The 14,633-nt window shown below is 70.2% G+C and carries 13 protein-coding genes and 1 pseudogene; 6 read left to right on the plus strand and 8 right to left on the minus strand.

Annotated features, from left to right (window positions below):
- Positions 1-846: ISL3 family transposase (locus ACR2FV_RS02145; protein ID WP_434014077.1), on the plus strand; the 846-nt coding region annotated here is incomplete at its 5' end.
- A gap of 7 nt (positions 847-853) precedes the next feature.
- On the opposite strand, the gene ACR2FV_RS02150 is transcribed toward ACR2FV_RS02145, so the two are convergent.
- Together ACR2FV_RS02150 and ACR2FV_RS02155 are read right to left on the minus strand one after the other, a co-directional pair.
- On the minus strand, positions 854-1,150 hold the full coding sequence (locus tag ACR2FV_RS02150; protein WP_434014078.1) for a hypothetical protein: 297 nt from the start codon (positions 1,148-1,150) through the stop codon (positions 854-856).
- 190 nt (positions 1,151-1,340) lie between these two features.
- Entirely contained in the window at positions 1,341-2,546 is a 1,206-nt protein-coding gene (locus tag ACR2FV_RS02155) for an AAA family ATPase (RefSeq protein ID WP_434014079.1), read from the minus strand.
- 251 nt (positions 2,547-2,797) lie between these two features.
- Here ACR2FV_RS02155 and ACR2FV_RS02160 point away from each other — a divergent pair, with 251 nt between their 5' ends.
- From ACR2FV_RS02160 to ACR2FV_RS02180, 5 genes are all read left to right on the plus strand, one after another.
- Positions 2,798-3,034, plus strand: coding sequence for a hypothetical protein (locus ACR2FV_RS02160; protein ID WP_434014080.1), 237 nt, complete (start codon positions 2,798-2,800; stop codon positions 3,032-3,034).
- Between the two features lie 67 nt (positions 3,035-3,101).
- Complete coding sequence (locus tag ACR2FV_RS02165; protein WP_434014081.1) at positions 3,102-4,592, plus strand: FAD-linked oxidase C-terminal domain-containing protein; 1,491 nt, start codon at positions 3,102-3,104, stop codon at positions 4,590-4,592.
- Between the two features lie 5 nt (positions 4,593-4,597).
- The gene (locus ACR2FV_RS02170; protein ID WP_434014082.1) at positions 4,598-5,827 is read left to right on the plus strand and encodes an FAD-binding oxidoreductase; all 1,230 of its coding nucleotides are present in this window, start codon (positions 4,598-4,600) and stop codon (positions 5,825-5,827) included.
- Positions 5,828-5,873: 46 nt separating this feature from the next.
- A complete protein-coding gene (locus ACR2FV_RS02175; protein ID WP_434014083.1) occupies positions 5,874-7,304 on the plus strand; it encodes a (Fe-S)-binding protein in 1,431 nt (476 codons plus the stop codon).
- Positions 7,305-7,342: 38 nt separating this feature from the next.
- Positions 7,343-9,148 (plus strand): L-lactate permease, encoded by a 1,806-nt coding sequence (locus tag ACR2FV_RS02180; protein ID WP_434014084.1) that lies wholly within the window; start codon positions 7,343-7,345, stop codon positions 9,146-9,148.
- Positions 9,149-9,279: 131 nt separating this feature from the next.
- Here the strand turns inward: ACR2FV_RS02180 and ACR2FV_RS02185 are convergent, their stop codons facing one another.
- From ACR2FV_RS02185 to ACR2FV_RS02210, 6 genes and pseudogenes are all read right to left on the minus strand, one after another.
- A complete protein-coding gene (locus ACR2FV_RS02185) occupies positions 9,280-9,636 on the minus strand; it encodes a rhodanese-like domain-containing protein (RefSeq protein WP_434014085.1) in 357 nt (118 codons plus the stop codon).
- A gap of 116 nt (positions 9,637-9,752) precedes the next feature.
- Entirely contained in the window at positions 9,753-10,613 is an 861-nt protein-coding gene (locus ACR2FV_RS02190; protein WP_434014086.1) for an Fpg/Nei family DNA glycosylase, read from the minus strand.
- A 2-nt stretch (positions 10,614-10,615) separates the two neighbouring features.
- Positions 10,616-11,734, minus strand: coding sequence for an App1 family protein (locus tag ACR2FV_RS02195; RefSeq protein WP_434014087.1), 1,119 nt, complete (start codon positions 11,732-11,734; stop codon positions 10,616-10,618).
- 74 nt (positions 11,735-11,808) lie between these two features.
- Positions 11,809-13,539 carry a peptidoglycan-binding domain-containing protein gene (locus tag ACR2FV_RS02200; RefSeq protein WP_434014088.1) on the minus strand — a complete coding sequence of 577 codons (1,731 nt, stop codon included), beginning with the start codon at positions 13,537-13,539 and terminating at the stop codon, positions 11,809-11,811.
- Positions 13,540-13,659: 120 nt separating this feature from the next.
- A complete protein-coding gene (locus ACR2FV_RS02205) occupies positions 13,660-14,316 on the minus strand; it encodes a hypothetical protein (protein WP_434014089.1) in 657 nt (218 codons plus the stop codon).
- A gap of 100 nt (positions 14,317-14,416) precedes the next feature.
- Positions 14,417-14,633, minus strand: a pseudogene (locus tag ACR2FV_RS02210) (carbohydrate ABC transporter permease); the annotation flags it as partial.

Consider the following 14,633-nt stretch of genomic DNA (forward strand, 5'->3'; position numbering starts at 1 on the left):
ATCTGTGAACGGGTGGTCGCTGACGGGCTGGACCCAGGCCGCCTTGACGGGTTGGTCTCGATCGGCGTCGATGAGGTGAGCTGGAAACGCCACCACCACTACCTGACGTTGATCACCGATCACACCAGCAAGAAGATCGTGTGGGGCGCCGAAGGCAAGGACGCCGCCACGATGGATCGCTTCTTCGCCGAGCTCGGTGCGCAGCGCGCCGACCAGTTGCAGGCGGTCAGCATGGACATGGGTGCCGCGTTCAACAAGAGCACCAGCCAGCACGCGACCAACGCGGTGCGCTGCATCGACCCGTTCCACGCTGTCGCCCTGGTGACCGAGGCCCTGGACGTGGAACGTCGCAAGGCCTGGAACGAACTGAGAGCCCTGCCGGACCAGGGCGCGGCCAAGACATTCAAGGGCGCCCGTTGGGTGCTGCTCAAACGCCCCGAGAACCTGAGCGAGGACCAGCAGTCCACCCTGCGCAAGCTCCGCCGCCGTGGCGGGGCGTTCTGGCGGGCATACAGCCTCAAAGATGCCTTCCGCGCCATATTCTCGGGCGACCTCGACGAGCAACAGACCGCAACCGTCTTGGACCGATGGTGCGCCAAGGCCAGCAGGTCCCGACTTCCGGCTTTCGTCAAGGTCGCCAAGACCATCCGCAAGCACCGCGACGGCATCCTCGCCGCGGTGCGCCTAGGCATCAACAACGCCAGGGCCGAGGGCCTGAATAACCACGTCCGCTTGATCATCCGCCGCGCCTACGGCTTCCACTCCGCACGCGCAGCACTGGCCCTGGTCATGCTCTCTTGCGGCCCAATCAGACTCCATCTACCCCACGACCCCAGACCGGCCTGACCCACATCTATGCCGGGAGACCCACATAAAGTAGGTAGTCGGCGCGTCCGTGCCCGGACTTCATGGTCACCTCCCGGCAAGCCACACCCTGGGCGGCGAAGAGGTTGAGGTCCTGTCTGACCTGCACCGCCCAGCCCGCGGCAACGAGCTGGCGGTCGATGAGCACGCGCGCCCGTTGCTCCGCCGCCAGCCTCTGTCCGGGATCCCCGTTGTCCATCACCCACCAGGCTATGCGCTTTCCCGTGATGGCGTGCGGAAGCTCCTCCTCGGTGACCGCCCGGAACGGCTTCTGCGTGCTGTCCATGTACCTGGTTTTAGAGTTCTTTAGAGATTTAAGCTCCCTCAGCGCCATCAGCGCGATCCACCGCGACCACCCTCTGCGCCGTTGCGCCGTTGCGCGAGCGGCAGCAAAGGCACCCCGTCCGGGCAAACCGCGGTGCATCCGCTGCCGCTCGCATGCCGCGATCAGCCGACCACGGCCGGGATGTCCGCGATCAGGTGTGGGCGCGCAGGTAGCGACCGAAGTGCGGCACGGTGAACGCGATCCGGCCCCGCTCCCCCGAGTAGATCAGCCCCTTCTTCAGCAGCGCGTCGCGGGCCGGCGACAGCGACTGCGGCTTGCGGTCCAGATGTGCCGCGAGCGCCGAGGTGGGCACCGACTCCGCCTCTTCCTGCGCGGCCTCGCCCGTGGGCTGCGCACCCAGGTCGGCCATCGCCTGCAGGTACTCCCGCTCACCCGGCGTCGCCCGCTCGTAGCGTGACCCGAAGAACCCGACGGCTAGCTCGGCCTCGGCCTCCGGGGCGCCCACCCGCACGTCCTCGACGCCGATCGGAGACCCGGGCGCCAGGTCCCAGACAGCCTTGCCGTAGGCCTGGATGAAGTAGGGGTAGCCGCCGGTCGCGGCATACATCGCGGCGAGCGCGTCGTCCGTGAAGTCGGCGTCCTCCTCCTGCGCCGGAGTGCGCAGCGCCCGGGCGGCCTGCTCGGGGTCCAACCGGTCGATGCGGGAGTAGCGGAACAGCCGCTCGGAGTAGGACTTGCTCGCTGACAGCACCGCCGGCAGGTGTGGCAGCCCCGCTCCGACCACGACCAAAGGCAGCCCGGCCTGACCCAGCTCGTGGCACGCCGCGCACAGCGCCGAGACGTCCTGCGGCCCCAGGTCCTGCATCTCGTCGATGAAGACTGCGACCCCCTTGCCGACGTCGGCGGCCAGCCCGCCCACGTCGGTCAGCAGCTCGACCAGGTCGATCTCGATGTCGCCCGAGTCTGCCCGACCCGCGACGGCGGGGGCGTCGATGCCGGGGTTCCACCGCTCGCGCAGCTTGGCGCCCGGCGTCTCACGCTGGGCGAACGCCTTGATCACGCCCAGCACGTGGTCCAGCTCCTCCCCCCGCGGGTGCCCCAGCTCGCGCACCGCCATGTGGAGCGCGGCCGCCATCGGGCGGCGCAGCGCCTGGTCGGGGCGGGCCTCCAGCTTGCCGGTGCCCCACTTGCCCCGGACCGCGGTTGAGCGCATCGCGTTGAGCAGCACCGTCTTGCCCACCCCGCGCAGGCCGGTCAGGATCATCGACCGCTCCGGCCGTCCGCGGGCGATGCGCTCCAGCACCACCTGGAAGCCCGCGAGCTGCTCGTCGCGCCCGGCGAGCTCGGGCGGGCGCTGCCCGGCGCCGGGGGCGTAGGGGTTCCTGATCGGGTCCACGATCGGACTGTATGTCGTTGTCTAGCCTTGAGCGCAGAGGCGCGCAGAGAACACGATCGAGCCGGTGCGCGCTCCAGTTGCCGCCGCCTTCGCACACCTGCTTCGATGCGTTGACTGGTGCCCTCTCGCGCACACTGGTGCCTTGCGCGCGCAGGGCACCAGTGTGCGACATCGTGCATGAGTGCGGCTCAGGGACAGGAGCCCGGGCGAAGGGAGCCGATGCAGGACGCGCAGATCCATAGACTCCGCGTATGACGGATGACCGGGTGCCCGGTGTGCCGATCGGCCGGCGCGTGGTGGTGCGCTATCTGATCGAGGACGGCGCACGAGCGACGGATGCTCTCGGCATCCTGGTCGCGCAGGACGAGGGTGGCCTGGACATCGAGACCAAGCACGGGGTGGTGCGGGTGCCCCGGGGCTCGGTCGTCGCGACCAAGCTGGTGCCGCCTGCCCCACCGCGCCGTCGGCATACCCGCAGGTCTGGCTGACGACAGGACGACCGCACAGGGTGTAGAAAGGGCACAAGCGGCCGCCCTACGGAAGGGAGGAGGGGCCATGGCGCTCCCTGCTCCGGCTGACACCGGCAGTGACCCCGTCGTCTCGCGGCTGGCCGAGTCGATGCGGCAACAGTTGGGCCCTGACCAGGTGATCACCGACCTGACCCGGCTCCGCACCTACGAGTGCGACGGCATCACCGGCTACCGCGTCGTGCCCGCCCTGGTCGTCCTGCCCGAGACGACAGAGCAGGTGGCAGCAGTGGTCACCGCCTGCGCCGAGGACAAGATCCCGTATGTCGCACGGGGGGCCGGCACGGGCCTTTCCGGTGGGGCGCTGCCGGTCGCCGACGGCATCGTGATCGGGATGGCCCGGATGCGCAGCGTGCTGGGCATCGACCTGCCCAACCAGCGGATGACCGTGCAGCCGGGAGTGACCAACGCCGACGTCTCCAAGGCGGTGGCCGCGCACAACCTCTACTTCGCGCCCGACCCCTCCAGCCAGACCGTGTGCACGATCAGCGGCAACATCGCCGAGAACTCCGGGGGCGCGCACTGTCTGAAGTACGGCTTCACCACCAACCACGTCTACGCGATGACCCTGGTGCTGCCCGACGGATCAGTCGTGCAGGTGGGCGGTGCCGGGCTCGAGGGCGTGGGGCCCGACCTGCGCGGCGCGGTGATCGGCTCCGAGGGCACCCTGGCCATCGCCACCGAGATCACCGTGCGACTGTTGCGCACGCCCGAGACGGTGCACACCCTGGTGGCGGACTTCGACACGGCCGAGGCCGCCGGAGAGGCAGTCAGCGGCATCATCGCCGCCGGCATCATCCCGGCGGCCGTCGAGATGCTCGACACACTGGCGATCGAGGCGTGTGAGCAGGCGGTTCACGCCGGCTACTCCCTCGGCGCGGCGGCCGCCCTGGTGGTGGAGCTGGACGGTCCGGAGGCGGAGTGCGCGGAGAGCTTCGCCCAGGTGGAGGCCATCTGCCAGCAGGCCGGCACCACGCACATCCGGGTCGCCGACGACCCGGCCGAGCGAGCGCTGATCTGGACGGGCCGCAAGGCCGCGTTCGCCGCGATGGGGCGGATCAGCCCCGACTACTTCGTGCAGGACGGCGTCATCCCGCGGACCCGGCTCGGCGAGGTGCTCGGCCGGATGCAGGAGATGGCCGACGAGGCGGGGCTGCGGGTGGCCAACGTCTTCCACGCCGGCGACGGCAACCTGCACCCCCTGGTGCTCTACGACAGCGCCGCACCCGGTGAGTCCGAGCGGGGGGAGCACCTGTCGACCGCCATCGCCGAGCTGTGCGTCGAGATGGGCGGCTCGATCACCGGCGAGCACGGGGTCGGCACCGACAAGGCCTGCTCGATGCCCAAGATGTTCTCCGAGGACGACCTGGCCACCATGCTGCGGCTGCGCTCGGCCTTCGACCCCGACGGCATCAGCAACCCCGGCAAGATCTTCCCCACGCCTCGGCTCTGCGGTGAGCGCCCCGGTCCCTACCGGGTGCATCCGCTGGAGGCGGCCGGCGTGATCGAGCGGATGTGAGCACCATGGACACCTCTGCGGGCGACACCCTGCAGCACGCCGACGCCGAGGGCGACCGGGTGGAGCGCCCGGCCTCGCTCGCCGAGACCGCCGAGCTGCTCCGGCGGACCGGTGGCTCGGTCCTCGTGCGGGGCGGTGGCACCAAGCTCGACTGGGCCGGGCGGGTGCCCGACCCCGACCTCGTGCTGGACACCACCGAGCTGCACGGCGTGCTGACCCACAACCCCGCCGACATGACCGCCTCGGTCCGCGCGGGCACCACGCTGGAGTCGCTGCAGCAGCACCTGGCGCAAGACGGGCAGTGGCTGGCGCTCGACCCACCCACCGCCGGTCACGGAGCGACGATCGGTGGGCTGCTGGCGGCCGGGGACTCCGGCCCGTCCCGGTTGCGCTACGGCGGCATCCGCGACCTGGTCATCGGGGTCACCCTGGTCCTGGCGGACGGCACGATCGCCCGCTCCGGCGGCCACGTCATCAAGAACGTCGCGGGCTACGACCTGGCCAAGCTGATGCACGGGTCACTGGGCTCCCTCGCGCTGGTCGCCGAGGTCGTCATGCGCCTGCACCCCCGGCCCCCGTCGTCGCTGACCGTGTCCGGCGGAGCCGATGCCCGGCAGGCCACGGCCGCGGCCCTGGCGCTGATGGCAGGCCCGCTGGAGCCGGTCGCCGTGGAATGGACCTCCGCACGCGTGGGGTCCGACGACGCCGGACGGCTGTTCGTGCGGGTCGACGGCAGCCCGGAGTATGCCGAGTCCGCCGCCGCACGCGTCGTGTCGCTGCTCGCCGAGTCGGGGGTGCGAGCCGCGCCCTTGGACGAAACGGCCGCGACCGCTGCCTGGAGAGGCCAGGCGGATGCGGTGGTGGGATCTGCCGAGGAGACCGTGCTGCGTGTCTGCGGCCTGCCCAGTGACCTGGCCGACCTGGCCGACACCGCATACCGGCTGGCCGAGCAGTCGTCGCTGGACCTGCAGATCGCCTCGAGCGCCGCCCTGGGCATGCACACCTTGCGCGTCGCGGGCGACCCGCAGGCTCAGGCCCCGTGGGTGACCGGCGTGCGTGCGCACGCCCTGGGCCGGGGTGCGAGCGTGCTGCTGCGGCAGCGTCCCCGAGAGCTGGACGACGTGGTCGACGCGCTCGGTCCGCCACCCTCGACAGCGCCGCTGCTGGGCCGGGTCAAGGCGGCCTTCGACCCCACCGGCCGGTTCGCCCCCGGACGCTTCCGCGGCTGGTACTGACACCGCATACCCGACTTTGCCCCACCGCAGACGGACAGGAGCCGACGTGAGCGACCAGCAGACCGAGCAGGACAGGGCACCACAGGCCCACACCAGTGGTGGGCGCGGCAGCGGCGCGATGACCGAGGGGTTGAGCCAGGCCCGGGCCGAGACGGGCGAGGACCCTTCCGCCGGCTCGTTCAGCGTCTTTGACGAGCTCCGCAAGCCCAGCGGCGAGCTGATCGACGACTGCGTGCACTGCGGCTTCTGCCTGCCGACCTGCCCGACCTACCTGCTGGAGGGCAACGAGACCAACAGCCCGCGCGGGCGGATCTACCTGATGAAGATGGGCAACGCCGGCGAGGTGCCCATGGACGAGGAGTTCGTCGGCAACTTCGACGCCTGCCTGGGGTGCATGGCGTGCGTCACCGCGTGCCCGTCGGGAGTCAAGTACGACCAGCTGATCGAGGCGGTGCGCCCCCAGATCGAGCGCAACTGGGCGCGCACGCCGGCCGACCGGCTGTTCCGGACGCTGATCTTCAGCCTGTTCCCCTACCCCGCCCGACTGCGACCGGCGGCGTTCTTCGGCACGATCTACCAACGCCTGGGGATGAGCAGGCTGCTGAAGCGCAGCGGTCTGGCCGCTCGGCTGCCGGCCCGGCTGAGGGCGATGGAGGCGCTGCTGCCGTCGCTGTCGATGCGCAGTGTGGTGGCCCGCCAGCCCGCCTTCACCCCCGCGATCGGCGTGCGCCGGGCCCGGGTCGGGATGCTCTCGGGGTGTGTGCAACGGGTCTTCTTCGGCGACGTCAACGCGGCGGCGACCCGGGTGCTGGCGGCCGAGGGCTGCGACGTCGTGGCACCCAGGGAGCAGCGATGCTGCGGCGCGCTGTCCAGTCACGCCGGGCGGGAGGAGGAGGCCATCGTGCGGGCGCGGCGGCTGATCGACACCTTCGAGGCCAGCGGCGTGGACTACGTGGTCTCCAACGTGGCCGGTTGCGGGTCGGCGATGAAGGAGTATGCCGTGCTGCTGCGGGACGACCCGGCATACGCCGATCGCGCCGCGACCTTCGCCGGCAAGGTCCGCGACATCAGCGAGCTGCTGGCACAGCTGGGGCCGCGGGCGCAGCGACACCCGATCGACGCGCGGGTCGCCTACCACGACGCCTGCCACCTGCGGCACGCGCAGGGGATCGTGCACGAGCCGCGAGCCGTCCTCGGCGAGATCCCGCAGCTGAGGGTGACTGACATCCCGGAGCCCGAGATCTGCTGTGGCTCGGCGGGGATCTACAACCTGGTCCAGCCCGAGCCCGCGGAGCGCCTCGGCCGCCGCAAGGTCGAGCACATCGCCTCCACCAAACCCGACGCGGTGGTCACCTCCAACGCCGGCTGCCTGCTGCAGATCCGGCGCTACCTCGATGAGGGGGTCCTGTTGTTCCACCCGATCCAGCTCGTGGATGCCTCCATCCGAGGGGTGGACCCCATCCACCACCAGCAGTAATATCCACGCCCAGGCTCTACGGAAGAGGTATTGGACCGATGGACAGTCTTGCAGCTCTCAGCTTCTTCGCCCTGTCCCCCATCATCGTCGTGGGCATCCTGCTGGTCGGGCTGCGCTGGCCGGCCAAGACGGCCATGCCGGTCGGCTTCGTGGTGGTGGTGCTGGTGGCCCTGCTCGTCTGGGACATGACGCCGGTTGCCGTCGCAGCCGCCAGCATCCAGGGACTGATCATCGCGATCACCCTGCTCTACATCGTCTTCGGCGCGCTGCTGCTGCTGGAGACCCTGTTCAAGAGCGGGGCGATGTCCACGATCCGAGCGGGCTTCACCACCATCAGCCCGGACCGTCGGGTGCAGGCCATCATCATCGGCTGGCTGTTCGGCAGCTTCATCGAGGGCGCCTCGGGCTTCGGGACACCGGCCGCCGTGGTCGCGCCGCTGCTGCTGGCGCTGGGCTTCCCGGCCATGGGCGCGGTCATGGTAGGCCTGATCATCCAGAGCACCCCGGTCAGCTTCGGCGCCGTCGGCACGCCGATGCTGGTCGGCGTCACCCAGGGCCTGGCCGGCGGATCCGGGGTCGACGCGCGGGTGGAGCTCCTCGGCGTGTCCTTCCCGGCCTACGTCGAGGGGATCGCGCTCAACGTGGCCATCATCCACGCCCTGGTCGGCACTCTGATCCCGCTGTTCCTCGCCTGCATGCTGACCGGCTTCTTCGGTGAGCACAAGCGCTTCGCCGACGGCCTCAAAGTCTGGAAGTTCGCACTGTTCGCCTCGTTCGCGATGACGGTCCCCTACGTCCTGGTCGCGGCCCTGCTCGGACCGGAGTTCCCCTCCCTGCTCGGTGGTGCCATCGGTCTGGCCATCGTGATGTTCACCTCCAGCCGTGGCTTCCTGATGCCCAAGGAGACCTGGGACTTCGCCCCGCGCAACACCTGGGACGCCCGATGGATGGGCAACATCTCCCCGGACACCGACGAAGTGAGCGGCAAGGCGATGCCCATCTGGCTGGCCTGGACGCCCTACGCCCTGGTGGCGCTGCTGCTGGTCTTCACCCGCGTGGTCGAGCCAGTCACCACGTTCCTCACCGAGACCACCGCGATCCCCATCGACAACATCCTCGGCACCAGCATCAGCCAGACGGTCCAGCCGCTCTACCTGCCCGGCTTCGTGTTCATCGTGGTGTGCGTCATGACCTACGGCCTGCACCGGATGAGCGGGCCGAAGATCGCCGAGACCTGGAAGGTCGCCGGCGGTCAACTACTCGGAGCGGGCGTAGCGCTGCTCTTCGCGCTCCCCCTGGTGCGGGTGTTCATCAACTCCGGCGTCGACTTCAACGACTCGGGATTCTCGAGTATGCCACTCACGCTGGCTGAAGGCGCCTCCAGCCTCGCCGGCGGTGGCTGGCCGATCGCCGCACCGTGGATCGGCGCTCTCGGTGCCTTCGTCGCCGGCAGCAACACGGTCAGCAACCTGACCTTCTCGCTGTTCCAGTTCTCCACCGCCGAGCAGATCGGCGCCAGCCCCGAGGTGGTCGTGGCCACCCAGGCGGTCGGCGGGGCGGCCGGCAACATGATCACCATCCACAACGTCGTGGCGGCCTCGGCCACCGTCGGCCTGCTGGGTCGTGAGGGCGACCTGATCCGCAAGACGATCATCCCGACCGTCTACTACTGTCTGGCCGCTGGCGCCATCGCCTTCGTGTGGATCAACGGCTTCGGGCTCAACGCCGGGTCGATCCTGCTGGTGCTGCTGGTGCTGGTGCTCGCGGCGTTGATGTGGCAGCTGAGCCGCACACCCGAACGCCCACGCACCACCGCGACCGAGGCGCCGGGCAACTCAGGCTGAGCGACGCCTCGGCGGACGCAGATCACGTGAGCCACGACGGCCAGATCACGCACCTGACCGATCCAGCCGCCCGTCCCCACGCAACCCCGTCGGCCAAATCGCGCACCTGACCGATCCAGCCGACGGCGAGCTCAGATGACCTGGGGCTCTTTGTCGTTCTCGGAGACCATCGGCTTGTCGGCCTTCGCCCAGGCGCGCATGCCACCGTCGACGTTGACAGCGTCGAAGCCCTCGCGCTGTAGCCACTCCACCGCCTTGCTGGAGCGACCACCGCTGCGGCAGATCACCGGGATCTGCTCACCGTGTGGGACGTTGCCCAGGCTGGTGGGTAGGTTGGCCAGCGGGGAGAGGACGGCGCCGGGCGCGTGCCCTGCCTGCCACTCGTCGGACTCGCGGACGTCCAGGATCGTGGCGTCGTCGGCCACCTCGGAGACGTCGATCGTGGGGACGTCGGGCTGCTCGGAGTCGGAGCCAGTGGATTCACTCATGCGGTGATCCTCGCAGTGATCGCCACAGAACGAAAGCCGGAGCCGCGAGGCGGAAACGGGCGCTGATCCCTCGACGAGGGCTCACCCGCCCACGCACCAGATACACAGCCTGTCGACTACTTGAGCAGCCGCGACATCCGCCGGTCCGCGAGGGGCTTGCCGCCGGTCTGACAGGTGGGGCAGTACTGCAACGCCGTGTCGGCGAAGGACACCTCGCGCACGGTGTCGCCGCACACGGGGCAGGGCTGGCCGGCGCGACCGTGCACCGACATCCCGGCCCGCTTGGCGTCTTTGAGCTCCTTGGCCGGCTTGCCGCTGGCCACCCCCACGGCCCCGATCAGCACCCGGCGCAGCTCGGCATACAGGGTGTCGACCTGCTCGGTGCTCAGGTTGGCGGCCAGCGTGTAGGGCGAGAGCCGGGCAGCGTGCAGGATCTCGTCGGAGTAGGCGTTGCCGACGCCGGCGATGACACTCTGGTCGCGCAGCACCCCCTTGATCTGGGTGCGCCGGCCGGCGAGGATCTGGCCCAGCGACTCCCGGGTGAAGCCGTCGCTGAGCGGATCCGGACCCAGGCTCGCGACCCCGGGAACCTCGCCGGCCTGACCCACGACATACGTGGCGAGCCCCTTGCGGGTGCCGGCCTCGGTGAGGTCGAAACCAGACCCGTCGTCGAGGCGGACCCGCAACGCGATGGGCGACTTGCCCGGCCGCACCCGGGTCGTCGACAGCGCGTCGGACCAGCGCAGCCACCCGGCGCGGGCCAGGTGAAAGACCAGGTGCGTGCCGTCGACGTCGAGATCGACGAACTTGCCGTGCCGGGTCACGGCGTCGATCGGCCGGCCCACCAGGGTGTCCGGGCCGGGGTCGAAGGTCTTGAGCACGGCGATGGAGCCGAGCTCGACGTCGGTGACCACCCGGCCGGTCGTCCGCTCGGCCAGGAAGTCGACCAGGGCCTGGACCTCGGGCAGCTCGGGCACGGCTACTCCGAAGCGCCCCGGTCGGCCGTCGGCACCCACGACGCGGGGTGCAGCCGGCCCATCCGCTGACGGGCACTCTGGATCAGGGTGTGCAGCGTGAAGCCGTCCGGCGCACGAAGCATCGGGGTGCTGCCGTAGCTCTTGCCGAGCAGCTCATCGGTGGCGATCGGCAGCCCGTGTGAGAGCACCTGCTGGCCCGGCGTCAGCTGCCGGATGGCGATGACCTCGACCCGGTCGGGGTGTGCCTCGGCGAAGTCGCCGTAGATCGCGGGGTCGTGCTGACCGTCGTCGCCGACCAGGATCCACCGCGTGTCGGCGTACTCCTGCGTGAGCCGGGCGAGCTGCTGTCGCTTGTGCTCCTGACCGCTGCGGAACCACCCGGTGTTGGTCGGCCCCCAGTCGGTGAGCAGCAGCGGTCCCGCGGGGAAGCCGTGGCGGCGCATGAAGCGGGTCAGGGTCGGCGCGGTGTTCCAAGCGCCGGTGGACAGGTAAAAGATCGGCGTCCCCGGCTGCTGGTCCAGCAGCGAGCGATACATCGTCGCCATGCCGGGCACCTCCTCGCGGGCCTGCTCCGAGCGCACGAAGGTGTTGAAGGCCGCGATCATCGGGCGAGGCAGATGGGTCATCATGACCGTGTCATCGATGTCGCTGACCACGCCGATCGGGGTATGCGGATCGACCACCTGGACCTTGGTCTCGACCGTGTCTCCGCTGAGCTCGGTCAGCGTGGCGTTGTGCCAGCCGGGCGACAGCCCGTGCCCCGAGACCACCACGTCGATGTAGCCGCCGCGGTCGGTGCGGGCAACCAGGGTGGCCGCGCCGAGCTCGATCCGCACTGCGGTGTTGGCGGCCGGTGCGGTCAGGAACGCCCGCCAACCCCGCTTCTGCAGGTCGGCCTCCTCGACCTCCTGCCGGGTCGTCCCTGGCTCGGCGTGCGCCGACCAGCCGTAGTCCTCGCCTTCGCGGCTGAGCAGCACGCGGGCCATGATCCGGGCCTGGCCAGGGGTGCCGTAGCCGGTGTAGCCGATGATGCGCTCCCGCCAACCGCGGGCGCGCAACACCGACTCGATGCTGCCGAAGAAGGCGTTCTCGATAACGGCAGCGATATGGGGCCGAGCCATGCCCTAGAGCCTAGCCGTGACCACCGACGCCGGGCGCGGTGAACAGCCCCGGTCCTCGATCGGTGGTCTCGTGCTCAGTCGCGCTCGGTCCACGGCACCGTGTAGCCCGCACGCAGATCGAGCGCCAGCGGCGGCGGGGTGCCGGCGATCCCTTCGTCGGTGGCCGCCCAGGTCGGGCCGTCGACGACGCCGGTGGGCTCCAGACCTGCCTCTGCCTGGGCGTCGAGCACCGCCTGCTGGGTCATCGGCCCGAAGATGCCATCGGCCTCGAGGTCGAGCTGTGCCTGCAGGGTGGCCACATCGGGCCCCTCGGCACCGACCTCCAGGACCCGGTCGCGGTAGGGCAGCGTCGGGTAGTCCTGCATCTCCAGCACCCGCCACAGGGCCGAGCCGGTCTGCTCCTGCGCGGTGAGCAGCGGGTGCTCGGTGGTGAAGTCCAGCACTGCTGCCGCCGTCTTGGGTCCGAAGACGCCGTCGGCCTCCAGCCCGAGCGCCTGCTGCAAGATCTTGACGGCGGGTCCGGTCGACCCGTCGGCCAGGACGCTGCGCAGGTATGGCGTGTAGACGGTGGTCATCTCGTCGGCCACCGGCACCGCCAGGGCCTCGGCCGGCAGCTCGGGCAGCGGCTCTCCCTGCGCGGCGAGGTAGGTCAGCTGGTCCAACACGCCGGTCTGCGGCACTCCCGCCTTGGTCTGCCAGACCAGCAGCGCCTCGCGGGTCGGCGCGTCCAGCTCGCCGGTCGGGGGCACCTCCAGCCGTGCCTGCATCATGTCCAGACCGGCACCGGTGCCGCCGGGCAGCACGTCGGCATACCCACCGTTCGGTTCGGCAACCACACCCTCGGCCGCGCACGGCTCGGTGCGCGGGCCCTGCGGGATGGCGGCGTAGGCGCCGGCCACCGTCGCACACGGGCCGACGTCGTTGGTGGTGAGCGCGACACCGGTCCACCACGAGGTGCGCATCATCGCGCCGTCCCAGGTGAAGGAGAAGTGGACGTGGTCGGTGTGCGCCGACTGTCCGGCATACCCCTGCCACCCCTGGCCGTTGGGCCGCCAGGAGTGGGAGTTCCAGATGATCGACTGGATGCCGAAGCGCTTGGCCATCTCGCCGTCGTTGGCGCTCAACCACCTGACCGCCGCGTCGCCGATCCGGCGGTCTGCCGGGTCCGAGGCGTTGAGTGCCCAGTCGACGGCGCGGCCGTCGTAGTGCTCGGACCTCTGCTCGATGCAGGAGCGGGACGTCGAGTGACCCGGCCGGCCGTAGTGCTCGCCGATGACATTCATGAACGCCTCGAGCCCAGGCTTGTCCACCGGGTCGCACAGCATGTTGCGCTGCAGGGGGTCGACGACGTCGACCTCCTCCGGAAGGCTCTCGTTGACCGGCGCCTCGGGCACCGGGAACTCGGCCGTCGGGGCCAGCCACTCCGGGGTGGACGGTCCGGTGGCGCGACCGCCGTACCCGTTGCCGCCCGACTTCTTGCCCGACCCCTCCCCGGTCTGCTCGCCGGAGGAGCCCTCGGAGCCGGAACCCTCGGAGCTCTGCTCGCCGGCATCCCCCGAGCCCTGACCGGACTCGTCAGTGCCTTGACCCTCGGAGCCGGTGCCCTGGTCCCCCTGCGAGCTGCTGCCGGTGCCCTCGCCGCCGCCCTCCTGGGCCCACGCAGACAGGGGCGTGAGGCACAAGGCAAGCGCCAGCCCGACGGAGGAGGTGGCAACCTTCAAGCGGGTCGGGTCGATCAGGCTCTTGGCCGGGACGCGGTGCCGGCCCCCCGTCGCGCTGTCACGAGCGCGACCATCGTTGCTCATTTCAGTTTTCCCCTTTTTGGACGTTCACGAAGTCTTTGAGAATGTTACGTGAGGATCTGCGATCGCGCCAGACGCCGTGACCGGACCGTGACCTGGGCCTTCACCGATGGGCCGGACGGGTCAGTCGGCGGCGTCGATCTTGTCGAACTGGGTCTGCACGATCTGCTCGACGTCGCCCTCCTCGACCCCGGTGGAGGACACTGCCACCAGGGTGCTTGCCTCCGTGCGCCCGCCGACGGTGAGCCTCAGCTCCTGGTCACCGAAGGCGATGACGATGTTGGTGCCGTCCAGGTTGTCGAGCTCGGTGAACTCCAGGGTGGTGGTGACCCCGGACTCCTCCAGCCTCAGCTCCTCGCACTCCTGGTTGACCGTCGCCAGGGCGTCCAGCGGTGAGGTGCCGTCCGTGGTCGCCACCACCAGCTCGGCCTCCGTGGGCAGCAGGCCGGAGGACTCGCCGCTGAAGGTCACCGACGACTGGGCGACGACGCCTTCGTCGGACAGCCCGGTCGCCTCGAGGGCCTCCCGGCAGGCGTCGGGGACGTCCTGACCCTCGATCAGGGCGGCCAGCGAGTCGTCCGTCGAGGCCGTCGACTCCGCGCCGTCCTCGGTGGGCTCCCGCTCGGTCACCTCGCCGCGGGTGAACCCCTCGAGCGGGAACTCCTCCTGGGTGAGCAGCACGTCGGCGGTCTGGTCCTGCCTGAGCTCGCTGTCACTGCAGGCCGACATCCCGGTCGCGCAGACGGCGAGAAGGAGAAGGGGGACGACGGGACGGCGCACGGCATACTCCGTTCATCGGTGCCGAGGAGACCGTTTCTCCTCGAGCTCGACTGGGCGCCGGGGTCCCCGCGAGACCTGAGCAGCCTAGCGTGACCGCGCCTCACCCCTTCTCGGCACCGGCGTTGGCGCCTTGGGTGAAGTAGCGCTGGAGGGCGATGAACACCAGGGCCGTCGGGATGGTCATCAACAGCGCCGCCACCATGCTCACCGGGTACTGGTTGCCTGAGCCACGACCACCGCTGAGCAGTCCGGCCACACCTCGGGTCAGTGTGTAGTAGTCCGGGTTGTTGGTGGCGATGATGAAGTGACCCAGCTCG

Source organism: Ornithinimicrobium sp., from assembly GCF_051004135.1.
In the GTDB taxonomy this organism is placed as follows: Bacteria; Actinomycetota; Actinomycetes; order Actinomycetales; family Dermatophilaceae; genus Ornithinicoccus.